The sequence below is a fragment of the Natronorubrum amylolyticum genome, from assembly GCF_052040145.1.
GTDB lineage: Archaea > Halobacteriota > Halobacteria > Halobacteriales > Natrialbaceae > Natronorubrum.
Genome location: NZ_JBPPFW010000002.1, coordinates 652905 through 675345, shown reverse-complemented (window position 1 = coordinate 675345; position 22441 = coordinate 652905). Strand labels below are relative to the sequence as shown.

General features: G+C 65.9%; 21 protein-coding genes. 11 read left to right on the top strand and 10 right to left on the bottom strand.

The window, feature by feature from the left end; all coding sequences use genetic code 11:
• The first annotated feature begins 59 nt into the window (after window positions 1-59).
• The gene (carB, locus tag ACSFDB_RS09600; RefSeq protein WP_440770774.1) at window positions 60-3290 is read left to right on the top strand and encodes a carbamoyl-phosphate synthase large subunit; all 3231 of its coding nucleotides are present in this window, start codon (window positions 60-62) and stop codon (window positions 3288-3290) included.
• Window positions 3291-3329: 39 nt separating this feature from the next.
• Here the strand turns inward: carB and ACSFDB_RS09595 are convergent, their stop codons facing one another.
• Entirely contained in the window at window positions 3330-3986 is a 657-nt protein-coding gene (locus tag ACSFDB_RS09595) for a hypothetical protein (RefSeq protein ID WP_440770773.1), read from the bottom strand.
• Window positions 3987-4094: 108 nt separating this feature from the next.
• Window positions 4095-5753 (bottom strand): hypothetical protein, encoded by a 1659-nt coding sequence (locus tag ACSFDB_RS09590; RefSeq protein ID WP_440770772.1) that lies wholly within the window; start codon window positions 5751-5753, stop codon window positions 4095-4097.
• Window positions 5754-5971: 218 nt separating this feature from the next.
• On the opposite strand from ACSFDB_RS09590, the gene ACSFDB_RS09585 reads away from it, so the two are divergent.
• Window positions 5972-6760: an ABC transporter ATP-binding protein gene (locus ACSFDB_RS09585; protein ID WP_440770771.1), complete on the top strand. Its 789-nt coding sequence runs from the start codon at window positions 5972-5974 to the stop codon at window positions 6758-6760.
• A 73-nt stretch (window positions 6761-6833) separates the two neighbouring features.
• Here the strand turns inward: ACSFDB_RS09585 and ACSFDB_RS09580 are convergent, their stop codons facing one another.
• Complete coding sequence (locus tag ACSFDB_RS09580) at window positions 6834-7487, bottom strand: DUF3267 domain-containing protein (RefSeq protein ID WP_440770770.1); 654 nt, start codon at window positions 7485-7487, stop codon at window positions 6834-6836.
• Between the two features lie 161 nt (window positions 7488-7648).
• Between ACSFDB_RS09580 and folP the strand changes: the two genes are divergently transcribed.
• A complete protein-coding gene (gene folP / locus ACSFDB_RS09575) occupies window positions 7649-10201 on the top strand; it encodes a dihydropteroate synthase (RefSeq protein ID WP_440770769.1) in 2553 nt (850 codons plus the stop codon).
• A gap of 122 nt (window positions 10202-10323) precedes the next feature.
• Window positions 10324-11073, top strand: coding sequence for a hypothetical protein (locus ACSFDB_RS09570; RefSeq protein WP_440770768.1), 750 nt, complete (start codon window positions 10324-10326; stop codon window positions 11071-11073).
• 93 nt (window positions 11074-11166) lie between these two features.
• Here ACSFDB_RS09570 and ACSFDB_RS09565 read toward each other — a convergent pair whose 3' ends face one another.
• Window positions 11167-11433, bottom strand: coding sequence for a hypothetical protein (locus ACSFDB_RS09565; RefSeq protein ID WP_440770767.1), 267 nt, complete (start codon window positions 11431-11433; stop codon window positions 11167-11169).
• Between the two features lie 154 nt (window positions 11434-11587).
• Here ACSFDB_RS09565 and ACSFDB_RS09560 point away from each other — a divergent pair, with 154 nt between their 5' ends.
• On the top strand, window positions 11588-12694 hold the full coding sequence (locus ACSFDB_RS09560; protein WP_440770766.1) for an aldo/keto reductase: 1107 nt from the start codon (window positions 11588-11590) through the stop codon (window positions 12692-12694).
• A 66-nt stretch (window positions 12695-12760) separates the two neighbouring features.
• Here ACSFDB_RS09560 and ACSFDB_RS09555 read toward each other — a convergent pair whose 3' ends face one another.
• Both ACSFDB_RS09555 and ACSFDB_RS09550 read right to left on the bottom strand, forming a co-directional pair.
• Window positions 12761-13030 carry a hypothetical protein gene (locus ACSFDB_RS09555; RefSeq protein ID WP_440770765.1) on the bottom strand — a complete coding sequence of 90 codons (270 nt, stop codon included), beginning with the start codon at window positions 13028-13030 and terminating at the stop codon, window positions 12761-12763.
• A 93-nt stretch (window positions 13031-13123) separates the two neighbouring features.
• Window positions 13124-13900 (bottom strand): SDR family oxidoreductase, encoded by a 777-nt coding sequence (locus tag ACSFDB_RS09550; protein WP_440770764.1) that lies wholly within the window; start codon window positions 13898-13900, stop codon window positions 13124-13126.
• Window positions 13901-14237: 337 nt separating this feature from the next.
• Between ACSFDB_RS09550 and ACSFDB_RS09545 the strand changes: the two genes are divergently transcribed.
• Both ACSFDB_RS09545 and ACSFDB_RS09540 read left to right on the top strand, forming a co-directional pair.
• Window positions 14238-14378, top strand: a complete 141-nt coding sequence (locus ACSFDB_RS09545) for a DUF7560 family zinc ribbon protein (protein WP_440770763.1) — start codon at window positions 14238-14240, stop codon at window positions 14376-14378.
• 136 nt (window positions 14379-14514) lie between these two features.
• Complete coding sequence (locus ACSFDB_RS09540) at window positions 14515-14973, top strand: NUDIX hydrolase (RefSeq protein ID WP_006089815.1); 459 nt, start codon at window positions 14515-14517, stop codon at window positions 14971-14973.
• 32 nt (window positions 14974-15005) lie between these two features.
• Here ACSFDB_RS09540 and ACSFDB_RS09535 read toward each other — a convergent pair whose 3' ends face one another.
• The 3 genes from ACSFDB_RS09535 to ACSFDB_RS09525 form a co-directional block, all read right to left on the bottom strand.
• Window positions 15006-16445 carry a ribonuclease FAU-1 family protein gene (locus ACSFDB_RS09535; RefSeq protein ID WP_440770762.1) on the bottom strand — a complete coding sequence of 480 codons (1440 nt, stop codon included), beginning with the start codon at window positions 16443-16445 and terminating at the stop codon, window positions 15006-15008.
• 52 nt (window positions 16446-16497) lie between these two features.
• Window positions 16498-16875, bottom strand: a complete 378-nt coding sequence (locus ACSFDB_RS09530) for a DUF7532 family protein (RefSeq protein ID WP_440770761.1) — start codon at window positions 16873-16875, stop codon at window positions 16498-16500.
• A gap of 115 nt (window positions 16876-16990) precedes the next feature.
• Window positions 16991-17155, bottom strand: coding sequence for a hypothetical protein (locus ACSFDB_RS09525; protein ID WP_440770760.1), 165 nt, complete (start codon window positions 17153-17155; stop codon window positions 16991-16993).
• Window positions 17156-17283: 128 nt separating this feature from the next.
• On the opposite strand from ACSFDB_RS09525, the gene ACSFDB_RS09520 reads away from it, so the two are divergent.
• The 3 genes from ACSFDB_RS09520 (at window position 17284) to ACSFDB_RS09510 (ending at window position 21217) form a co-directional block, all read left to right on the top strand.
• A complete protein-coding gene (locus ACSFDB_RS09520) occupies window positions 17284-18291 on the top strand; it encodes a PrsW family intramembrane metalloprotease (RefSeq protein WP_440770759.1) in 1008 nt (335 codons plus the stop codon).
• Between the two features lie 91 nt (window positions 18292-18382).
• Window positions 18383-20767, top strand: coding sequence for a DUF8593 domain-containing protein (locus ACSFDB_RS09515; protein ID WP_440770758.1), 2385 nt, complete (start codon window positions 18383-18385; stop codon window positions 20765-20767).
• A 99-nt stretch (window positions 20768-20866) separates the two neighbouring features.
• Window positions 20867-21217 carry a hypothetical protein gene (locus ACSFDB_RS09510; RefSeq protein ID WP_440770757.1) on the top strand — a complete coding sequence of 117 codons (351 nt, stop codon included), beginning with the start codon at window positions 20867-20869 and terminating at the stop codon, window positions 21215-21217.
• A gap of 9 nt (window positions 21218-21226) precedes the next feature.
• On the opposite strand, the gene ACSFDB_RS09505 is transcribed toward ACSFDB_RS09510, so the two are convergent.
• On the bottom strand, window positions 21227-21832 hold the full coding sequence (locus ACSFDB_RS09505) for a riboflavin synthase (protein WP_440770756.1): 606 nt from the start codon (window positions 21830-21832) through the stop codon (window positions 21227-21229).
• Between the two features lie 136 nt (window positions 21833-21968).
• Here ACSFDB_RS09505 and ACSFDB_RS09500 point away from each other — a divergent pair, with 136 nt between their 5' ends.
• Window positions 21969-22256 (top strand): DUF7533 family protein, encoded by a 288-nt coding sequence (locus ACSFDB_RS09500; protein WP_440770755.1) that lies wholly within the window; start codon window positions 21969-21971, stop codon window positions 22254-22256.
• Window positions 22257-22441 lie beyond the last annotated feature (185 nt).

Genomic DNA, 22441 nt, shown 5'->3' with positions numbered 1-22441 from the left:
AGATTCGTACTGTATCGTGGGGCTTATTACGATGTACGAACTCCGATTCGACAAGCAAAATGAGCACGGACCATCAGGGCGAGGGCGACACAGGGGACGGACGCACGATCCTGTTGATCGGGAGCGGACCGATCCAGATCGGACAGGCAGCCGAGTTCGACTACTCCGGTGCGCAGGCCTGCCGAGCGCTCCGGGAGGAGGGTGCCCGCGTCGTGCTCGTCAACTCGAACCCCGCGACGATCATGACCGACCCGGAGATGGCGGACGAGGTTTACATCGAGCCGATCACCACCGAGGCCATCGCCGAGATCATCCGCAAGGAACGCCCCGACGGCGTCATCGCCGGACTCGGCGGCCAGACCGGGCTCAACGTCACGGCCGAACTGGCCGAGGAGGGCGTCTTAGAGGAGTACGACGTCGAGATCATGGGGACGCCGCTGGACACCATCTACGCGACGGAGGACCGCGACCTCTTCCGCCAGCGCATGGAGAAGATCGGCCAGCCCGTGCCCCGGTCGACGACCATCTCGCTCGAGGAGGGCGAAGAGGTCTCGGAACTGACCGAGGAGGACCTGAAAGAGCGCGTCGAGGCCGCCGTCGACGAGGTCGGCGGACTGCCGGTCATCGCCCGCACGACCTACACGCTCGGCGGGTCGGGATCGGGCGTCGTCCACGAGATGGACGAACTGCTGGCCCGCGTCCGCAAGGGACTGCGCCTCTCGCGTAACAGCGAGGTCCTCATCACCGAGTCCATCGCGGGCTGGGTCGAGTACGAGTACGAGGTCATGCGCGACGCCGACGACTCCTGTATCATCATCTGTAACATGGAGAACATCGACCCGATGGGGATCCACACCGGGGAGTCGACGGTCGTCACCCCCTCACAGATCGTCCCCGACGAGGGCCACCAGGAGATGCGAACCGCGGCGCTCGACGTCATCCGCGAACTCGGGATTCAGGGCGGTTGTAACATCCAGTTCGCCTGGCGCGACGACGGCACGCCCGGCGGCGAGTACCGCGTCGTCGAGGTCAACCCGCGCGTCTCCCGCTCCTCGGCGCTCGCCTCCAAGGCGACCGGCTACCCGATCGCCCGCGTCACCGCGAAGGTCGCCCTTGGCAAGCGCCTCCACGAGATCACGAACGAGATCACCGGCGAGACGACCGCTGCCTTCGAGCCCGCGATCGACTACGTCGTGACGAAGGTCCCGCGTTGGCCCAAGGACAAGTTCGACGACGTCGACTTCGAACTGACGACTGCCATGAAGTCGACCGGCGAGGCGATGGCCATCGGCCGCACGTTCGAGGAGAGCCTGCTGAAGGCCCTCCGCTCTTCCGAGTACGAACCCGACGTCGATTGGGCCGAGGTCTCGGACGAGGAACTCGAGGAACGCTACCTCGAGCGCCCCTCGCCCGATCGTCCCTACGCGCTGTTCGAAGCCTTCGAACGCGGCTACACGGTCGACGAGGTCGTCGAACTGACGGGCATCTTCGAGTGGTACACCGAGCGCTTCAAGCGCATCGCGGACTCGACGCTGGCCGCACAGGAGGGCGACTTCACCGAAGCCGCCATCGCCGGCCACACGAACGCCACGATCGCTGCGGCGGCGGGCGGCGATGTCGACGTCGATACCGTCGAGCAGGCGGTTCCCGGCCGCACGTACAAGCAGGTCGACACCTGCGCCGGCGAGTTCGAAGCCGAGACGCCGTACTACTACTCCTCGCGCAAGAACGAGTTCGAGTCCGGTCCGCTGGTGGGCGACGCCGCATCGGGCGAACTCGAGGTCGATTTGGACTTAGAGAGCGTGATCGTCGTCGGCGGCGGCCCGATCCGCATCGGGCAGGGCGTCGAGTTCGATTACTGTTCGGTCCACGCCGTGCAAGCCCTGCGCGAGATGGGGATCGACGCCCACGTCGTCAACAACAACCCCGAGACGGTCTCGACGGACTACGACACCTCCGACGGGCTGTTCTTCGAGCCGATTACCGCCGAGGAGGTCGCCGACGTGGCCGAGGCGACCGGCGCCGACGGCGTGATGGTCCAGTTCGGCGGCCAGACCTCCGTGAATATCGGCGAACCGCTACAGGACGAGATCGACCGCCGTGGCCTCAAGTGCTCGGTCATGGGAACCAGCGTCGAAGCGATGGACTTGGCGGAGGACCGCGACCGCTTCAACGCCCTGATGGACGAGCTGGGGATCGCCCAGCCGGAGGGCGGCACCGCATTCTCCAAGACGGAGGCGCTCGAACTCGCCCACGACATCGGCTACCCCGTCCTCGTCCGTCCCTCCTACGTGCTGGGCGGCCGCGCGATGGAGGTCGTCTACGACGACGAGGAACTCGAGAAGTACATCGAGGAAGCCGTCCGCGTGAGCCCGGAGAAACCGATCCTCGTCGACGACTTCCTCGAGGATGCGGTCGAACTCGACGTCGACGCCGTTTCCGACGGCGAGGACGTCCTGATCGGCGGCATCATGGAACACGTCGAGGCCGCCGGGGTCCACTCCGGCGACTCCGCGTGTATGATCCCGCCGCGCTCGCTCGACGACGACACGCTGGCTCGCGTCCGCGAAGTCACCGAAGAGATCGCCGACGCGCTCGACACGGTTGGCCTGCTGAACGTCCAGTTGGCGGTGCGTGACGGCGAGGTGTACGTCCTCGAGGCGAACCCGCGCTCTTCCCGTACCGTTCCGTTCATCTCGAAGGCGACGGGCGTGCCGATCGCCAAGATCGCCGCGAAGGTCATGGCCGGAACCTCGCTCGCCGACCTCGAGATCGACGAGCAGATCCCCGAGCAGACCTCCATCAAGGAGGTCGTCCTACCGTTCGACCGCCTGCCGGGCTCGGACCCGCGTCTCGGCCCGGAGATGAAGTCCACCGGCGAGGTCATGGGTAGCGCCGACAGCTTCGGCAAGGCCTACGACAAAGCACAGGACGCGACTAACAAGCCGATCCCCGAGTCGGGGATCGCCATCGTCGACCTCTCGGCGGACAAGTTCCCCGATCCGGACACCGAGGCGGGCGACGCGCTCGTCGACGGCTTCACCGACCACTTCGACCTCTGCGAGGAGGTCGACCTCCCACAGGCCGTTCGCGAGGGCAAGGTCGATCTCATCGTCTCCCGCGACCGCAATCTGCTCGAGGTCGCCGTCGAGGAGGAGATTACCTACTTCTCGACGCCCGCCAGCGCGTCGGCCGCGCTCGAGGCGCTCGAGGCCAAGGCCGAACCGATCGACGTCCAGTCGATCACCGACCGTCCCAAACGCTCCGGCGAGTGGGGCCGTTCGGACTGAGTTGGCCATCGGTGGACGCCGAGCTTTCGGTCGGATCGATCACGCGGTCCCGGCGAACTGGGCGACCATCGATCCCTGATCGGCGGCACCGCCTAGCGACGTGCCGACGAACTCCATCGCCCCCTCGATCTGAGTGCCGCCGTGGAACTGTACGTCGACGACGCCGCTTCCAATTTCGTAGAGCGGCGCGACGATTCCGCCTCGAGGCGTGAAGATGTTGACCTGCAACCCAGCGGAGACGCCCGGCGGGAGGTCGACGCCTAGATCGGCGATGTGTTCGGCTCGGAGCAGCCCCGACGCGTCGTCCGTCTGCACGGAGCCGATCGGTACCGCCGCATCGTTGAGCGTCGGGTCGCCCCCGGTGTTCAATGCGGTTCGAAGCGCCGTGTTGGTGTAAAACGCGATCGCCCCGCTCTCCGGTGCTCCCTGCGGATTTCCGGAGATAAGGGCGACGTCTCTCGGCCCGGCTGAGGTCTCTCCGACGGGCGGGGTGACGAAAAACTGCCCGTCCCGGTCGAACGCCTCGAACGACGTCTCTCCGACCATACGGATCTGGTACAGCGTCGGCTCCGTCGGGATGGCCGATTCCTGTGCGCGTGTTCGACCCGCGATACCGACGCCGCCGAGACCGAGTACACCCGCCGCTTTGAGCACGGTTCGACGCGAGAGTTCACTACCGACTTCTGTGGTTGTCATTCTCTTTCACTATTCCACGAGGAACGAGGAGAATAGGTCGTCGACCGGCTTAAAATACTGTCACGAACGGCTGGAACCTCCATCGGACAGGGGTCTCCTGCTCGACGCTCACTCGAGCGTGTACCAGTCGAACTCCTCGATCGCGAACAGATACGAGACGGGGGGTGCGAGGAGCCCGACGACGAGGAGGGTCCACGCGGAGATGGTGATGCCGCGAGCGGAGACCGCCAGTTCGGGTCCGGGCGTCCACGCCGTAACTGCCGTAAACAGGTCGGCGATCAGGCCGGGCGCGTCGACGTAGAGGACGGTAGCGGCGATCGCGGTCAGGATGATCGCGGCCGAGTAGACGATGAACGCGGTCTTGCTCGGCATCACCGCCTCGCGGTTGTTCGTCACCTTGACGCTCCCGTATCGGGGGAAGGCGGCGCCGACGCCGGTCGCGAGCGCCGGCGTCGCGACCGCGCCGACGGTGGTGGCGACGACCAGGACAGCGGTGTGCTCGAGCGAGAGCGGACTGAGCAGGCCGAGGGTGAGCGAGCCGAGGAGGGCGACTGGCCCGGCGACGAGGGCGCCGGCGACGACCAGTCCCGTGATCGCCTGCCGGCCGGCGAGGGGCGAGGCGACCACGGCGGGCAGCGCGCGCCCGAGGTCGCCGAGCGGGTTGAGGGTGAACAGCGCGCCGGCAGCCCAGACGACGTACAGCGAGAGGATCACGGCGACGTGGGTCGGCACGGCTCCGGTTCGGGCGATCTCCTGGACGAACGCGATCGATCCCAGCAACGGATAGCCGACGTACACGAGTCGGATCGGTGCCCGTTTCGTTCGGCGAATCGCGGTCGTCGCAACCGTCCGAACTGGACGCGAGAGACCGTACGACAGCAGTCTCGCGAGTCGGTCCGACGAGTCCGTCACCGACTCCTCGGGCTCCTCGAACCGCGCCGGATCGGCGAACCAGTGTCGTCGCGCGGAGGCGATGCCGACAGCGACGGCGACCGCGCCGAGCCCCGCTGCGCCGAGCAGTGCCCCGAAAGCGGTGGGACTCGAGGCGGCGACGTTCGGGACGCCGAGCAACAGGAGGTGGCCGGGCCAGCCGAGAGGGCTGTCCTGGAGCGCGTAAAACAGTTGATCGATGACCAGATTGAACCGCCCCGTGGCGATGGCGCCGAAGTAGAGCACCCAGAACGCGATGAAGATCACCATTCGGTACCGGGCGATCGGTTCGTAGACGGTGACCAGGTGGCGGACCCAGACGCCGACCACGAAGCCGACGGGAACGGCGGTACAGAGGGCGAGGACGACGACGAGCGGCACGAGCACCACGGGAAGTAGTGTCCCCGCTCCGGAGGCGAACGCGATCGAAAGGACGACAGCCGGCGGAAGGAGCCAACTTCCGAACAGGAGTATCTCGGCACCGACGACGCCGATGACGACGTTCCGCAGCGGCGTCGAGGTGAGCAGAAAGGCCGGTTTGTCGACGGTCGCGGCCGCCGTAAACGCCCGAATTCCCGCCATAAACACCAGAAATAGCCAGGCGACGGCGACGCCGCCCGTGACGAGTTCGGTCGCCGTCGTCGCCTGGGACTGGGTGATTCCCTCCGCGAACTGCTCGCCGAGCATCGGCAAGAGGTAGCCGCCGGCGACGATGATCGAGCCGAACATGACCGCCGCGAGCAGCCCCATCATGAACAGCTTCGAGCGTTCGTTCGACACCGCTCGAACCGTGCGCCGGAACTCCATCGTGGCGACGAGGAGGGGAACGCGCGACATCAACGGGCACCACCGCAGCGGTGACGACTGCACATCAGCGGGGAGGGACGCGGCAGTTCGGGAGCCATACTCGATAGCGCGTCATCCATCCAGTAAATCATTTGGATCCTGTCATTCGTGAGGTCGACATCGTTCGACGAGCGTGTGGTAACTCGTCGGCACCTCGAGCACCGTCGAATATGTCACACATTTACATCGAGGGCGACGAAACGAGACGTATGAGCCCCGCCGACGCCCCCGCGATCGAAACCGAGGCCCTCACGAAACGGTACGGCGAGACGACCGCCGTCGCCGGGCTGACGATGACCGTCGAGCCGGGGACGGTCTACGGCTTCCTCGGGCCCAACGGCGCGGGGAAGACGACGACGATGCGGATGCTGACGACGCTGACGAAACCGACCTCGGGGACGGCCCGAGTCGCCGGCCACTCGATCACCGACCGCGAGGCCGTCACGCCTCACATCGGCTACCTCCCCGAGGAGCCGCCGATCTACGACGAGCTGACGGGGCGCGAACAGCTCGAGTACGCCGCCGGCCTCCGGGACCTTCCCGACGCCGACGCCACCGAGCGCATCGAGTCGCTGCTCGAGCGGTTCGACCTGCTCGACGACGCCGACAGACGGATCGAGGGCTACTCGAAAGGGATGCGCCAGAAGGTCGGCGTCATTCAGGCCGTCCTCCACGAACCTACGGTCGCCTTCCTCGACGAGCCGACGAGCGGCTTGGACCCTCGCGCGGCCCGGACCATGCGCGAGACCATCGCCGACCTCGCGGACCGAGAGATGACCATCTTCCTCTCGACGCACATCCTCCCCGTCGTCGACGAACTGGCCGACGAGATCGGGGTGCTTCACGACGGCAAACTGGTCGCACAGGGGGATCCCGAGACCCTGAAGTCGCGCGCCGAGACCGGCGAAGCCCGCAGTCTCGAGGATGCCTTCCTCGAGGTCACGCAGGAACACGGCGAGGAGGCGACGGGCCGGTCGGCCGAAGCGTCGATAGAGTGACGACCGTATCCAAGCCGAGCGAATCGACCGGTGTCCGGCCGTCACTCGTCGCTTGCACAACCCCCGATAGCGCTCATCGAGAGCGCGGTTCGTAGACGTACGAGTGGCGGATATCTACGTCGTACATGAGCGTTCCGCGGGGCATCCGCCCGACTCGCCAGAGTGCATAGAGATCTCCGACAGCGCCCGCCGTGTTGAGAATCAGCACGAAGCCCGCCGTGATCGCGATAATCGGTACCGGAACGGCGAGCAAGGGGACACAGACGGCCGTAATGACGAGAAGCGGTGCGAGGGCGACGCGAAGGAGGTCGTCCCGGTTTTGAAACTCGCCGAAGACTGCGGCGTAGAACGCACCCAGCGCTGGAACGGCGCCATACTCTGGGGTGTGGCCGTACCATCGGAACACGAGGCCGTGAATCAATTCGTGAACGACGGTCGTTACGATCAGCGCCACGAGGAACGGGACGGCGATTGCAGTCAAATCCATCGTCCACGTCGTCGTCTCGCCCTCGACCGTTACTTCGTAGAACGTGAACAGTTCCAGCCCGTGAATTTGCGATAGCAGCCCCACGACGACGACGGCCGAAAGGAGACCAAGCAGTCCCGATCCGATCAGGAGCACTCCCATCGGATACGTGAACTCGTACGGTTCGGCGTACCCGTCTGGCGTGGCAGGTAACCCCGACGGCCTCGCGGAATCCGAGTTCGCCGCTAGCTTCTCTGACATGCGTATCCCTCTGCAGTACATACGTTTATATTCGCATTCTGTGACCGAGTGGAACCGAAACCGAAACCGGCCGTTGACAAGTGACCGGAAAGCGGACGGAGCGTTCCGACGCGTAGCGTCGAGTCCGACATTCCTAAGCGCGCGGACTCTGTGATTCGGGTATGGAGTATTACGAGGCGGCGGACTTTTTATTCGATCTGCGGCGGTTCCGCCCGAAACCGGGGACGGAATCGACGGCGCGGCTGCTCGCCCACCTCGAGAACCCCCACGAAGGCGTCGAGTTCGTCCAGATCGCCGGCTCCAACGGGAAGGGGAGTACGGCGCGGATGGTCGAACGGAGCCTTCGCGAGGCCGGGCTTTCGGTCGGCCTCTACACCTCGCCACACCTCGAGGATCTGCGCGAACGCGTCCGCGTCGACGGCCGTAAGATCCCGCGGTCGGCGGTCCGTGACTACGTCGAGGTCGTCCGCGAGTACATCACCGAGCGCGGGGCCGACGGCGAATCGCCGACGTTCTTCGAGACGATGACCGCGATGGCCATCTGGCACTTCGGCCGCGAGGACGTCGACGTGGCCGTCCTCGAGGTCGGCATCGGCGGCAAGTACGACGCCACGAGCGTCGTCGATCCGATCGCGAGCGCCGTGACGAGCGTCACGCTCGAGCACACGGGCATCCTGGGCGACACCGAGGAAGCGATCGCCCGCGACAAGGCACACGTCGCCCCGGCCGACGCGCCGCTGGTGACAGGCGTTTCAGGGGATGCACTCGAGGCGATTCGCGACGTCGCGGGCGAGGTGGTGACCGTCGGGAGCGCGTCTGCCGCGCGGGACGGCGAGGCCGACCCCGACGTCACCGTCGCGTACGGGGGACGAGCGAACCACACCGAAGCCGCCGTCGCCGTCGAGCGCGACGGGTGGACTCTCGAGACCAATATTCCCCTTCTCGGCACGCACCAAGCCGAAAACGCCGGTATCGCCGCTGCCCTCGCGAGGCAGGTAACCGACATCGCGGACGACGACCTCGCACGGGGGCTGCGAAGCGCCCACTGGCCGGGCCGCTTCGAGGTGATCGACACGGCGCCGCTGGTGATTCTGGACGGCGCGCACAACCCCGGCGCCTGCGAGCAACTCGGGGAGACGCTTTCGACGTACGCCTACGACGACCTCCACCTCGTCTTCGGCGCGATGCACGACAAGGACCACCGCGAGATGGCCGCGACGCTCCCGACGCCGGATTCGGTACTCGTCGCCGAGCCATCGCTCGACCGGGCCGAGGATCGAGACGTCCTCGCGACGGTGTTTTCCGATGCCGGTGTCGACGACGTCCGGACGAGCACGACGGTACAGGGTGCACTCGAGACCGCACTCGCCGACGCTGAGCCCGATGACTGCGTGGTCGTCACCGGCTCGCTGTTCGCCGTCGCGGAGGCCCGCTCGCGCTGGACTGCTGCCGGCGTGCCGAAGCGGATTCGGAACCTCGCGGACGCCCGCGACGCGCTTGCGACGGCAAACGTCCCCGAAGCCGAGAGCGATCGATCACGGGCCGACGCCGTTCATCGCGTTGTTAAGCTGACGGTCGACTCCGGTCAGGCGACCGCGTTGAAAACCGAACTGGTCCGCCTCGGCGGCGAGTGTGCACTCTCCGGTCTCCAGCAACACACCGAGGCGGTCGAGACCGTCCTGATGGGCACCGTCAGGCAGTTCGAGGCGCTCGTCGCGACCCTCGAGTCGGACGCGGACGGGCAGTCGAGCGGGCTGGGCGACGTCGCTCGAGAGATTCGAGAGATCCTCGAACTCGACGCGGCTACTGCAGCGGCGAACGAGGCGGCATCGGACGATTCGGACTCGAAGGGGCCAAACGCACAGGTCTCCGACTCGACTACGGAACGCAGCGACGACCGCTACCCCTGGCACGACCGCACCGCCGTGATGGGCATCCTGAACGTCACGCCGGACAGCTTCCACGATGGCGGGGAGTACGACGCGCTCGAGGAGGCCCTCGCCCGAGCCGAGGCGATGATCGAAGCCGGCGTCGACGTGATCGACGTCGGCGGCGAGTCGACCCGTCCGGGTGCCGACCCCGTCTCGGTCGAAGCGGAGATCGACCGCGTCGTCCCCGTGATCGAACGGATCGCGGATCTCGACGTCCGGATCTCCGTCGACACGCGCAAGGCCGCCGTCGCGGAGCCGGCACTCGAGGCCGGTGCCGACATCGTCAACGACGTCTCGGGGCTCGAGGATCCCGAGATGCGCTTCGTCGTAGCCGACCACGACGCGGGGCTCGTGGTGATGCACAGCATCGATGCGCCGGTCGTTCCGGGTCGGGACATCGAGTACGACGACGTTGTCGAGGACGTGATCGACCAACTCTCGGAGCGCGTGCTGCTCGCCGAGAAGGCCGGGATCGATCGCGACGATATCGTCGTCGACCCCGGTATCGGGTTCGCCAAATCCGCCCGCGAGAGCTTCGAGATCCTCGGTCGGCTCGACGAGTTTCGCGCGCTCGGCTGTCCGGTCCTGTTCGGCCACTCCCACAAGTCGATGTTCGATCACGTCGGCTCGGCGGCCGGCGACCGTGGTCCGGCGACGGTCGCGGCGAGCGCGCTCGCGGCCGACCGCGGCGCGGACATCGTTCGCGTTCACGACGTGCCGGAGAACGTCGCTGCAATCCGGACGGCGCTCGCGGCGCGCGAACCGGACCGATTCGAGTGGTAACGGACACAACCGTTCTGTGCGCGTTCCGCCCCGTTTTGAACGAGCGTTCAGGTGCCGGTCCAACCTTCAACCGTCCGGCCCGTGTAGCTCCACCGAGCGCAGCGTGCGCGACGGACCAACTCATGTCTGAGGAACACGACTCCGACCTGGCGGCGAACATTCCGACGGAGAAACTCGAGGAGTACGACGTCGAAAAACCGGTCGAGACGGCCACGTCGATCGTCGACAACCCACAGCGCGTGTTGCTGCCGTTGCTCGGCGGCGGTGCGTTGCTTCTCTCTGCTCTGCGGTCGCTCAAACGAGGGCAGTTCCGCGCGATCCCCAAGGGAGCCGTCGGTGCCGGACTGCTGAGCTACGGCCTCCGAAACCAGCGCTCGAGCGAGTCCCCCACGTTCGAGACGAGCACGGTCGAGATCGAGGAGGGAACCGACGGGAAGGAGACCTCGGACGAGGCCAGCGCCGCCGCCGAGCGCACCGACTCCGGGCGAGCGTCACAGATCGATGCGGAGGGTAACATCGACGACTCGGCACAACTCGGCGAGGAGGGGGAGACGGGCTCGCGGATCGAGTTCACCGACGACGGGGAGCAGGACGAGCCGCGAACGAAACCGGAGCGCGCGGGAGATGAAGCGGACCCTCGTCGTAATACCGACGACGATGACGAGCCAGTCGAGGTCGACGTCTCCGATACGGCGATGGCCGAAGAAGTGGCCGAAGCGACCGGCCCCGACCCCGAGCAGGCAGAGCCGTCCCAGACCGACGCGACCGAACCCGAAGAGACACCCGAGGAGGACGCCTCGGACATGAAAGTCGAACCGGACGAGGACGCCGATTCGACGGGCGACGAGGACGACGAAGACGACGACCGGTAACCCCGGTACCGCTCCGACGACACACCGGCTTTTCGAGAGCGACACGCGATCGTTCGCGAGGCTCGAGCCTCTCGAGCGGTTCGTTAGTCCGAGCTACGGGCGCCGCTCTCGGCCCGCCTCCTCTTGGGCCGACTGCCAGCCCGAGAGCACGTATGCGGGCAGCGCGATGGCACCGACCACGAGCAGCGTGCCGGCGACGATCGTCCCGACGGTAACGTGGCGCGGACTCAGGGTCAGCGACGTCGGGGGATCGAACTCGAGGTACGTGAGGGCACCGAGAGCGGCGACGCTCGCGAGGGCGACGACGGCGATCACGAGCAACGGGAGTGGAGACTCGAGCCGACGAGACTGGTCGTCCATACGATGGCTCGTCAGCGACCGGCCATGAGTCATTCGCCTCGCGGACCGAATCCGCGCCGCGATCCCGGTTCTTGGACCCGATACCGAACACGTTCCCGTCCGGCCTGCGACGCGTTCCGCACGCAATAAGTCCCCTCGCTTCCAAGGGCCGGACATGCACTATCAGGAACTCGGCGACTCCGGCGTCGAGGTCAGCGAAGTCGGCTTCGGCGCGTGGGTCGTCGGCACCGACTGGTGGGGCGACCGCTCGGAAGACGACGCCCTCGAGATGGTCCGGTACGCTATCGATCAGGGAGTGACGTACATCGACACGGGCGACGTCTACGGCCACGGCCGCAGCGAAGAGCTCATCGGTGAGGCAATCGCGGACGTTCGCGACGACGTGACGCTCGCCACCAAGGTCGGCTACGACTTCTACAACAACCCCCAGGCCGGCCACGGCGAGTTGCCCAAAGAGATGGACCCCGACTACCTCCGGGACGCCGTCGAACAGAGCCTCGAGCGCCTCGGCGTCGAGCAGATCGACGTGCTTCAGCTTCACAACGCCAACGTCGAGGAGATCACCCCCGACGTGCTCGAGTTGCTCGACGAACTCGAGGAAGAAGGGAAGATTCGTGCCCGTGGGCTCGCACTCGGTCCTTCGATCGGCTGGCTCGCGGAGGGCGATCTCGCGATCGAAGAGGAGTTTGACTCCCTCCAACTCGTCTGGAACGTCCTCGAACAGGAGGTCGGCAACCACTTCCTCGAGACGATCGAGCGGACGGGCTCGTCGACCAGCCTGATCCCCCGCGTCCCCCACTCCTCGGGCATCCTCAACGAGCAGGTGACGCCCGAGACCGAACTCGGCGAGGGCGACCACCGCGGCTTCCGACCCGACGCGTGGTACGAGACCGGCTGGGAGAAACTCGAGGCGTTGCGGTTTCTGGAACGCGCGGAGCCACGGTCCGCGAACGACTCGAGCGGGCAGAGCCCGCGAGAGCGCGATGGCGAGCGAACCATGGGCCAGGCGTCCATCGCGTGGCTCCTCTCCCACGAGCCGGTCGCGTCCGTCACGCCGACGTTCCGCACGAAAGGCGACATCGACGAGTGGGCGGCCGCGAGCGACGTGCCGAAACTCTCCGGCGAGGAGCTGGCTCGCGTCGAGGAGCTGTACGAGAACGACTTCGACATCGACCGCGACGACGGCATGGACTCGCTGCGCTCGTCGATCGGCGGCGAGGACATCGAGTCGGCGGGGCTCGACAAGCTCGCGGCCGACTGACGGATCGTCGTCCCCGTTCTTCGCGTCCGGCGGCCGCTCGACGGACGCGACTCTTTTATCGACGACTCACTCCGCGTCGGTCGTCGTCACTCTGAACTCGAACTCGAGCTGACCGCTCGTCTTCACGTTCACGCCGCCGAGTTGCTCCGAGATCTGTTCGCGCGCTCGAGAGCTCGGCTCGATAGTAACGGAGACGCTGTCGCTGTTCGTGTTGTAGGAGATGTTGCCCACCGTCACGTCGAACTCGAAGAGTGTCGGCACCTCTGCTCTGAGCTGTTCGCGGACGTCTTCGACCTCCGAGCGGACGGTCGCCATCTCCTCGTTTAACGTCGTCATCGGCGGAGGTAGCTGCTAGTCGCGCTTAACCGTGTCCCTTGCCCACGTACCGCATTCATACGCTTGAGGCCGTTCGAGGGCGGCGGCCGTCGGTTAGCCCCGCTGCGTCGCCAGCCACTCCTCCCACGTTATCGTTCCGACAGCTCGGTCGGGACAGGTCGCTTCGCCCGCCCGAAACCCGGAGGCGACCGCACCCAGAATCGGAACCCGGACGACGGGACGGCGACTCCCTCGAGCGTCGCGGTACGCTCGAGCTAAGTTCCCGACGGTTCGGCTCTCGGGACCGCCGATGTCAGGGACGCGACCGGACGCCTCGAGCGTCGCGTAGTCCACGATCGCGTCTGCGACCTCACCGACGTCGATCGGTTGGAGTGGGACCTCGGCCGGAACCGGCCAGATCGGGAGCCAGGAGATCGTCTCGAGCAACTCGAAGACGAACGAGTGAAACTGCGTCGCGCGGACGACCGTCGACGGAACGGCGCTCGCTTCGACGGCCCGTTCGGCTGCCAGCTTGTGCTCGTAGTACGTGTACGGAATCTCGTCGACCCCGACGATCGAGACGTAGACGAAGTTTGTGACGCCGGCGTGGGCAGCCGCCTCGAGGAGGCGCTCGGTGCCGCGGAGATCGACGCTCTCACTGTCGCCGCGGGGAGCGGTTGCCGCGTGGACGACCACGTCGACGTCCGCGAGGGCTGTCCGAACCCCCGTTCCGTCTGCGAGGTTCGTCGCGACCCACGCCGCTTCGTCGTCGGTGTCCTCCGGTGGGGATCGACTCGCCGCGCGAACCTTGCGTCCCGCATCGAGCAGTCGGGACCGAAGGGCGCTGCCGAGCGTTCCGGTCGCGCCGGTGAGGAGAGTCCTATGAGTCATTCTGTGTGACATTTCGACCCTCCCGTTCAAATCTGTGTTGACGGATTCGTTCGTGAAGTTATGTCGGGCGAAGGGTGACACGCGCGAAACACGCGGCCCGAAACGGTGACGGGGAGAGACCGGTACCCGCCCAGGCACAACGTTCTCGTTGGCGGGCGGGGACCTCAGTTAAGTGAGTCCCAAATACCGGATTTTCCGGCGGTAACACTCCACGGTATTGAGGGCTGTCTCGAGCCGTTTCCGGCGGTGATCCGATCACACCGTATATACGTCCCTCTATATCTGGGTACCTCCCCTATCCTGACCAAGTGCGTACGTTGTAACAGGAGCGAGACCCATGTCCACCCAAACCTACGAGTTTACCTGTCCGGACTGCCAGCGAGCGATTCCCGTGACCGGCCCGATGCGCGAGGCGACGCTGTCGAGCGGGTGCCCGATCTGTGGTCGGTCGGTGGCCGACGTTCACTTCGGAACGTGACCCCCGACGCGTTCGACTCCTCACAGCGTATTGGGGGAATCACGGGCCGATCGAACCGGAGCGGAAAGACCCTTAGTCCCATTTAACACCTTTTGGGAGTGGCTTTTTATATGGCCTCGATGTGTATCTCTACGTCATGAATAACGTTACGTACGTCCAGAAAGCGTGTGCGTACATCACGCGCCAGACGGGCGAACTACTGGTCTTCGACGGACCGGGCCACGACGGGTTACAGATTCCGAAGGGAACGCTCGAGCCCGGCGAATCGCCGCGTGAGGCGCTGTTTCGGGAGGTAATCGAGGAGAGCGGTCTCGGAACGCTGAGTTCGACGAGCCATCTGACGACTGACGTCTGGACGCGCCGCGAGTCGCCGCCGAAGCGCTACGTCCGCCATTTCTTTCACTCGACGGTTCACGAACCTCGAGATCAGTGGACCCACACGGTGACCGACGGCGGTGAGGAACACGGGGCCGAGTTCGATCTCCACTGGGTCCAACCGACGACCGCCCGGGAGTTCGCGCTCGACCTCGACGACTACGTCCACCTGCTGCCGAACGTGACGCCGGCCAACGACGTTGCGACGGTCTCCGACTGAGGTCGTTCTGTCTTTCGTTTGCCCGTTCTCCGTCACTTCGAGAGCGCGCGCTCGACGGCTTCGGCGACGCCCTTTGCCTTCTCGGCCAGTTGCTCCGAGACCTGCCCGTCCACTACCGCGGCCTCGAGTTCGTCCGCGTCGACGATCTCGACCGTCCCGTCGGGGGTCCGGACGACGTCGATGTAGAGGTCGACGTACCGCGCCGTATCGGGGAAGAGTTCGACCGGCGTACAGACGTTGACGTAGGTCCCCTTCGCGGTACCTTGCTCGTCTTTGTACGTCGTCGGATACCACCACCGGCCCTCTCTGAACTTCGTGACGGCGACGTCGCCGTCCTCTTTAGGGACGCCGAGCGCGTCGTACGTGCCGCCGCCGCGCATCGAGCGCTCGAGGGTCACTGAGCCGTCGCCGTCCCAATTGGTCACCTCGCCGCGACCCAGCGAGATCAGTCGGCCGTCGGGCTTCCCGTGGCCGATCCCGATCCGATCGCCCGCTACCGGGCCGAACTGTTCGGCGACGGCAGCGAACGGGAACTCGCCGTCGGCGAGATCCGTCTCCGAACCGGTGGAGCCACAGACGGCCTCCGCGAAGTCGACCGCCGCGCTCGCGGCTCGATCGGCAGCTTTGGTTCGGTGGTGGCCCGGCATCGTCGTCTCCACCTCGCGGCGAACGGCGTCCAGTGCAAAGCGCGTTTCCCGGCCGAACCAGCACCACATCGTCGTCCGCGGTGTAGCGAGCTCTCCGGGCTCGTCCGGCTCTTCGGGCGTCTCTGCGAGCGTGTCCTCGAGCGCCTGCACCCGTTCGACCGCCTGCTCGAGCGCGGTTGTCATCGCCTCGAGGTCGGCGTCGGCGGCCGCGTGCTGCCAGCGCAGGCCCCAGCCGTCGGGGATATCGACCGAGAGCAGGTCGGTCATGCCGACGAGTTCGTCGGCTCGCTCACCCCGGAGTGCCGCAGAAACGCCGGTCCGATCGCGCGAGAGCGTACAGAGTCCGCCCTGCACCTCGAGCGTCGGGACGACTCGCGGATCGTCGTCGCTCCACGGGGGCGTGGGCTCGCGGACCTGCACGCGGTAGCAGTTCCCCGCATCCACGTAGCCGTCGACGTCGTCGTAGTGGAGGTAGCCGCGTCGACCGTTTCCGAGGTCGACCGTCGCGCCGCCTCCGCCCCCGGCGTCGAGCACCTCGCAATCGAAGACCGCGCCGCGCGAGACGGCGTCCGGCCAGCGAAAGGCGTCAATTGCGAGCCCCTCGAGTTCGTTCGCGACCGCATCGACGGCGTCGGACTCGCCCGACACCTCGACGCCCTGTCTGTCTCGCGTCGTCTCGATCGTCACGTCCGCCGGCGCGGTGTCGAACGAGTCGTCGAATCGCTCCCGAATCGGCTCGGAAGCCTGTACGACCTCGGCCCCGTTCTCGCCGAGCAGTCGCGTGATCGCGGTGGTGTAGATGCCGCGGACTCGGACGGTCGTCATCGGGCCCCTCCGCGCGGTGTGTCGAAAGGTTCCTCACGTGCAGACACGGCGATCACTCCAGCGTCTCGCGGTCGGGTGCGAACCGCACTCGAGCGTTGATCGTCGGACCCAGCGTCAGTTCGACCGTTTCATCCGGCAGCACTCGGCCGTCCTCGACGGAGACGCCCCACGTGTCGAATCGGAGCCAGCCGCGCATCTCGTCCGCGTGCGTCGTGAGATCGAGGTAGTCGACCGCGTGTTCGGGGTACTCCGAGGCCGAGTGGGCCATGTCCATATCCGAGTAGACGGTGTCGTGGGCGTCGAAGAACTCCTCGAGCGCCGCTGCATCGGTTTCGACCGCTTCGACGACCGCCTCCGAGGCGGCCCGAAGATCGTCGGTCTCGAGGCCGACGTCCCGGAGCGCCTGCTGCGTTCGCTGATCGAAGTGCATAGCCGTCGGTTGGGCGGGGAGGCCTTTGTGGATTCCGAGTCCGCGCCGGCGCGACGGCTCGGCGGGAGTTCGGCTCCGGGTGACAGAAATACGTTGCTCGAGTTCGGTAATCGGCTCAGTCGTCGGCCGCGAGACTCTCGGTGCTCTCGGCGGACAGCACGGCGTCTTCGGGGTCCGTGCTGGTGTTCGTGGCTGTGGCGTCGCCCTCGGATCGATTCTCATCCGTCTCGTCCGGTCCCGGCGGCGCGGTGTAGAGGATCCCTCGGCTCGAATTGTACATGGTTGTCGGTCGAGTATCGCAATCGGACACTGATAAGCACGATCCTTATATGGATCTTGACAGTGAATATCATACTAGGTGCGTTTCCCCGCCGAACGCTTACCGGAGCCGACGTTGTAGTGGCGGGCATGGATCAGCGACGGGACTTGGTCGAACGGGCTGACGAGCAGTCGCGGGACCTCCAGGAGGTCTCGACGTGGGAACCGCGAACGGTAGTTGATCGACTCGCGTGCGTGATCTACGACGCGATCAACTACGGGTTACAGACGATCGTGCTCGCCGTCGCGCTGGGGATCACCCTCCTCTTGCTCGTTCAGCCGGCAGTCCTCGTCCTCGAGGATCCGTCGCTTTCGCTCTTCTTCGGGCTCTCGGTGGTCCCGGCAGCGTTGCTCGCGGGATTCATCTGGTACACGGACATCACCTCGAGCGAACCGCTGTCGCTGCTGGTCGCGACGTTCGTCCTCGCCGTGCTCTTCGCGACGTTCGCGGCGGTCGTGAACTCCACCGTGGGACCGGTTCTGCAGGCGATACCGGTGATCGGCACCGTCCTCTTTTTCTACCTGATCGTCGGCCCGGTCGAGGAGGCGGTGAAGCTCCTCGCGGTTCGCGTCTTCGCCTACCGCAGCGACACGTTCGACGCGGTCATCGACGGGGCGGTGTACGGCGCGATCGCCGGACTCGGCTTCGCCGCGATCGAGAACGCCATCTACATCGCCAGCACGGTCGCGACGGCGGAGGTCGGGACGATCACCGCCGCGACCGGCATCGCGACTGTTCGGGCGCTCGTCGGTCCCGGTCACGTCATCTACTCCGCTATCGCGGGCTACTATCTCGGACTCGCGAAGTTCAACCCGGAACACGCCGGTCCGCTCGTCGCGAAGGGGCTCCTGATCGCCGCGTTCGTCCACGCGACGTACAACACCACGGTCGGCATCGTTCCCGGCCTCGTCGCGGAGACCTACGCCGTCTCCTTCGAACTCGCGTTCGTCGGCTACGTTATCCTGTTTGACCTCGTCGTCGGCTACTATCTCTACCGGAAGATCGCGCGCTATCGCCGGACCTACCGCGCGGTCAGGGAGGACACGGGTGCACCCCCGAATCCGGAACTGACCGAGTTCGACCCACCACGCCGCTGACGGCCGATTTCGGCCGCGATATTGTCTGCCGCGCTCGTTGCCCGCTGGTGCAGGCAGCACCGGCTTGTCTCGCAGTGGCGCACTGTCTGGTATGAGCGCGACCTTTACAGACGACGATCTCGAGAAGTCCGTCGAGAACGCCAACGGCGAGGTGATCGGGACCGTGAGGGAGATCGAAGCGGATACCGCCCGCGTCGAACCCCGTGCCGGCCTCGTCAACTCGATCAGAGCCGCACTCGGCTGGAGCGAGAGCCACGAGGAGACCCTCGAGGTCCACGAGGATTCGGTCGACGAGATCTCGAGCGAGGTGATCCGACTCGAGTCGGAGTCGATGACGGATCTCGAGGACGGATCGATCGAAATCGACAGCGAGACGGGCCAGTCCGAAGCACAGGATCCTGTTGGCGAACAGGACACGGCTGCCGAGCGGGATACGACGGAGGAACTCGACGACCCGCCGACCCACGACGCGACCGATCGATCTGCGGAAGCCGACCGGACGGTCCCGGTCGAGGAGATGGATCAGCCCGCCCTCGACGAAGAAGCGGCAGCCGAGACGCCGGACGAACTCGAGGAAACGGAGACGTCCGACGATCCGTATCAGGAAGATCCAACTGACGCGTTCAAGGATCCCGAGGAGATTCCGACGAGCGGAATGACGGGGGAGGACGGCAGCGACGACACGAGCGACGCGCTCGACGAAACGGCTGGAGGAACCGAAGCGGAATCGTCGGCCGGAGCAGGCGACTGGGGCGACGCTGAACCGGAGACCGGATCGGCCGAACCGGACGAACGGTTCTCGCCGGACGCGATGAGCGACACTCGATCGACCGAGCCGCCCGGCGAGATGGACCGCGCTGGCGTCCAGGACGAACCGGCGGGCGAAACCCCGGAACCGATCGACGAGGAGGAGTTACTCGACGATATGGCACCGAGCGAGGATTCGAACGCCGACGCTACCGACGCTACCGACACTACCGACGGTGCCGACAGCGCTGACGGGGGTCCAAGTACGGAACGGGCCGCAGATTTCGAGACCGCCGACGACGTGGACGCTGACGACGCGAATACCGACGGTCAAATCGAGACCGCAGAGACCGAATCCGAAACCCCAGGGACTGATTCGACCGACGAGACGGATTCGACCGACGAGTCCGATCTAACCGACGAACTGGACGCCGGCACCGACCTCGAGTCGGTCGCAGACGCCGACGATTCGGACGGACTGGACAGCGACGAGTCCGATGGACCAGACGACGGCGAGATGGGCGGTCCGAGGGAAACGGATGACGTGGCCGACGAGATGGATCCGGGCGTCGATCTGGCGGCGGCCGCGGAGCTGGACGATACCGACGATCTCGAGTCCGTTGGCGGAGAGGACGAGACCGACGAGATGGATCCGGGCGTCGATCTGGCGGCGGCCGCCGAGTTGGACGATGCTGACGACCTCGAGTCCGTTGGCGGAGGGAGCGAAACCGACGAGATGAATCTGGCCGACGAACTCGACACCGGCACCGATCTCGAGTCGGTATCGGAGTCGGACTCCGGTGGAGCGAGCCCGAGAGCGGAATCGAGTGCGGACGGGCGGCCGGAGACGGAACTCGATCCCGACGTCGACGACCACGCCTCGAGCGAGGCGGACCCGCGGCCGGAAACCGCACTCGAGTCGTCGGAATCGGCTGCGAGCGACGAGTCGATGGACCCCGCTGTCGGCGAGACGGCAGCGATCGAGGAACGCGAGGAGGCGGCCAGCGAAATCGTCCCGAGAGTCGATATCGAATCGGCCGTGGAACCGGACGACCAGCCGACGGCCGACATCGACCCAGACGCGCTCGTCGGTCGAGACGCCGATGACGAATCGGCAGCCGACGAAGTCACTCGACAGCGAGTCTCCGAAGACGAGGTCGACTCGGATACGCCCGCAGATCGGGCCGCACGAGAGCGAGTGGACGACGACGAAACGGCTACAGCGACCGACGCGGAGAGCCGCGATCGAGATCGGTCCCGATCGAGTGCTCCACTCGCGGCCATGCTCGCCGCACAGCGGGCGACGATGACGGGTGGCCAGGAACTGGTCAAGCAGGGCCTCACCGCCCAGCAGCGAGCCGCTCGAGCCGCGATTGAGGCGCCGCTGCTCGCCCAGCGTCAGGGAGTCGAGAACGCCCAGACGGCTACGCAGCGCTACTTCGACGCCGTTTCCGGGCTGATGGACGCGGAATCCGGTGACTCCGGCGAACAGCAGTCGCTGAGCGAGGCGATCGACGAACTCGAGGCGGCCCACGGGGGGCTCCCCGACGAGGACCTCGCCCAGCAGCTCGTGGACCACCTCGAGGAGCTCCGATCGCTGCAGGAGCAGTTCGGCGACGAAGTCGAACGGGAGAACGAGCAGGTTGCGGAACTGCTCGAGCAACAGGCGAACCTGCTCGAGGCCTGTCGGGACTCGATCGAGACGGACAGCGCGCAGACGGACCGGTAGGACGGCGACGGCCGGTCGAACGCCGAACGCGACGGAGACGATCGGCCGCGGGGGCCCGTTGCGCAGTATATATCCCGGTACGAAGTGTACGCTTTCGTGATGGTCGCAATTATTGGATCGGTCGTCGCGTTCGTCGTCGCACTGCTCGTCGGTGGATTGGCAATTTACGCGGGAGCATCGATTATCGCTGACGTCGACGACTACTCCTACGCCGTTGTGACCGCACTCGTCGGTGCGATCGCGTGGGCGTTAACGGCCTGGATTCCGCTGTTCGGGCCGCTGTTCGCGCTGCTCGCCTGGATCTGGGTCATCAACTGGCGGTACCCCGGCGGCTGGATCGACGCCGCCCTCATCGGGCTCGCGGCCTGGATCTCCGCCCTGGTGATCCTCTTCGTGCTCAACGGCGTCTTCGGCCTCGGCGTCGGTGCGTTCGGCGTTCCGGGCACGTAGACCCGTTTCTCAGTCGAACCGTGCCTCGAGCAGCCGTTCGACGTACTTCGCGAGCACGTCGACCTCGAGGTGGACCGGATCGCCGATATCCTTGTCGGCGAGCGTCGTGAGGTCGTACGTCGTTGGGATGATCGCGACGGTGACCCGACCGGTCTTCTCGTCTAGGTTGGCGACGGTCAGACTGATTCCGTCGAGCGTGATCGATCCCTTCTCGACGACGTAGCGGCCGTACCCCTCGGGAAGTTCGAACTCGAAGAACCAATCCTCTTCGACGGATTCAACGTTCGAGACCGTCGCGACTGCGTCGACGTGGCCCTGCACGACGTGGCCGTCGAACCGGCCGTCGGCCGGCATCGCGCGCTCGAGGTTGACTCCGTCGCCCTCCTCGAGATCACCCAGATAGGTTCGTTCGACCGTCTCGGTGGCGAGGAAGACCTCGAACCACGCTCGCTCCTCGAAGCGCTCGACGGTGAGACAGACGCCGCTAACGCTGATGCTCTGGCCGTGCTCGAGTCCCGCCGCGACCTCGTCGGCCCCGATTCGAAGCCGAAGGCCGTCTTCGGTGCGCTCGCGCGCGACGATCTCGCCGGTCTCTTCGACGATTCCCGTGAACATACGTTGACGTACCAGCCGATGGATAAAGGCGTTCTGAACCCGTCATGCGTTCCAATTCTGAGATGAGGTCTTCTCGAGTACTGATGGACGAATCCAGTCGCCGTCCTTTTGTCCGCACCCGCGCTATCACCGCGCAATGACCGGTATCATCGACACGATCAAACTCGCGGGAACGCTCGTGCTCGCGATTCCCGCCGCGCTCGCCGGCCTCGAGTTCCTGCTCGTTCGCGGAGAGACCGCGACCGGGGCGATTCTGCTCGTCCTCGCCGTCACGCTCGTGATCGTCCAGCAGCGCGTGACGCTCCCGTCCGATATCCCCGGTCTCGTCGCTAAACGAGTCGCAGGATCGGTCACGAGCGATTCGGACGCCGAGCAGGACGACTCCCAGGAGGTTCCGTCCGAGACTCGAGACGACCGCTCGTAGCATTTTAGTGGATTGATTTATGTTGGTATGCGTGAAAGAACTGACGGAAGGAGAGACTCGTGGCAGACGTCATCATCGGTATTCTCAAAGTGGGGTGAAGTAGTAATCGACGGTCTCGTCAGCGTCTACGGTCGGTTTACGGGTTCGGATGGGGCCGAAGACGAGAACGGAGACGAAGACACAGA

Coding starts and splice junctions, on each gene's coding strand:
- ACSFDB_RS09585 (WP_440770771.1), top strand. CDS start 5,972: ATGAGCCCCGCCGACGCCCCCGCGATCGAAACCGAGGCCCTCACGAAA.
- ACSFDB_RS09550 (WP_440770764.1), bottom strand. CDS start 13,900: ATGACTCATAGGACTCTCCTCACCGGCGCGACCGGAACGCTCGGCAGC.
- ACSFDB_RS09580 (WP_440770770.1), bottom strand. CDS start 7,487: ATGTCAGAGAAGCTAGCGGCGAACTCGGATTCCGCGAGGCCGTCGGGG.
- ACSFDB_RS09590 (WP_440770772.1), bottom strand. CDS start 5,753: ATGTCGCGCGTTCCCCTCCTCGTCGCCACGATGGAGTTCCGGCGCACG.
- carB (WP_440770774.1), top strand. CDS start 60: ATGAGCACGGACCATCAGGGCGAGGGCGACACAGGGGACGGACGCACG.
- ACSFDB_RS09540 (WP_006089815.1), top strand. CDS start 14,515: ATGAATAACGTTACGTACGTCCAGAAAGCGTGTGCGTACATCACGCGC.
- ACSFDB_RS09530 (WP_440770761.1), bottom strand. CDS start 16,875: ATGCACTTCGATCAGCGAACGCAGCAGGCGCTCCGGGACGTCGGCCTC.
- ACSFDB_RS09565 (WP_440770767.1), bottom strand. CDS start 11,433: ATGGACGACCAGTCTCGTCGGCTCGAGTCTCCACTCCCGTTGCTCGTG.
- ACSFDB_RS09510 (WP_440770757.1), top strand. CDS start 20,867: ATGGTCGCAATTATTGGATCGGTCGTCGCGTTCGTCGTCGCACTGCTC.
- ACSFDB_RS09570 (WP_440770768.1), top strand. CDS start 10,324: ATGTCTGAGGAACACGACTCCGACCTGGCGGCGAACATTCCGACGGAG.
- ACSFDB_RS09500 (WP_440770755.1), top strand. CDS start 21,969: ATGACCGGTATCATCGACACGATCAAACTCGCGGGAACGCTCGTGCTC.
- ACSFDB_RS09555 (WP_440770765.1), bottom strand. CDS start 13,030: ATGACGACGTTAAACGAGGAGATGGCGACCGTCCGCTCGGAGGTCGAA.
- ACSFDB_RS09560 (WP_440770766.1), top strand. CDS start 11,588: ATGCACTATCAGGAACTCGGCGACTCCGGCGTCGAGGTCAGCGAAGTC.
- ACSFDB_RS09595 (WP_440770773.1), bottom strand. CDS start 3,986: ATGACAACCACAGAAGTCGGTAGTGAACTCTCGCGTCGAACCGTGCTC.
- ACSFDB_RS09520 (WP_440770759.1), top strand. CDS start 17,284: ATGGATCAGCGACGGGACTTGGTCGAACGGGCTGACGAGCAGTCGCGG.
- ACSFDB_RS09505 (WP_440770756.1), bottom strand. CDS start 21,832: ATGTTCACGGGAATCGTCGAAGAGACCGGCGAGATCGTCGCGCGCGAG.
- ACSFDB_RS09535 (WP_440770762.1), bottom strand. CDS start 16,445: ATGACGACCGTCCGAGTCCGCGGCATCTACACCACCGCGATCACGCGA.
- ACSFDB_RS09545 (WP_440770763.1), top strand. CDS start 14,238: ATGTCCACCCAAACCTACGAGTTTACCTGTCCGGACTGCCAGCGAGCG.
- folP (WP_440770769.1), top strand. CDS start 7,649: ATGGAGTATTACGAGGCGGCGGACTTTTTATTCGATCTGCGGCGGTTC.
- ACSFDB_RS09525 (WP_440770760.1), bottom strand. CDS start 17,155: ATGTACAATTCGAGCCGAGGGATCCTCTACACCGCGCCGCCGGGACCG.
- ACSFDB_RS09515 (WP_440770758.1), top strand. CDS start 18,383: ATGAGCGCGACCTTTACAGACGACGATCTCGAGAAGTCCGTCGAGAAC.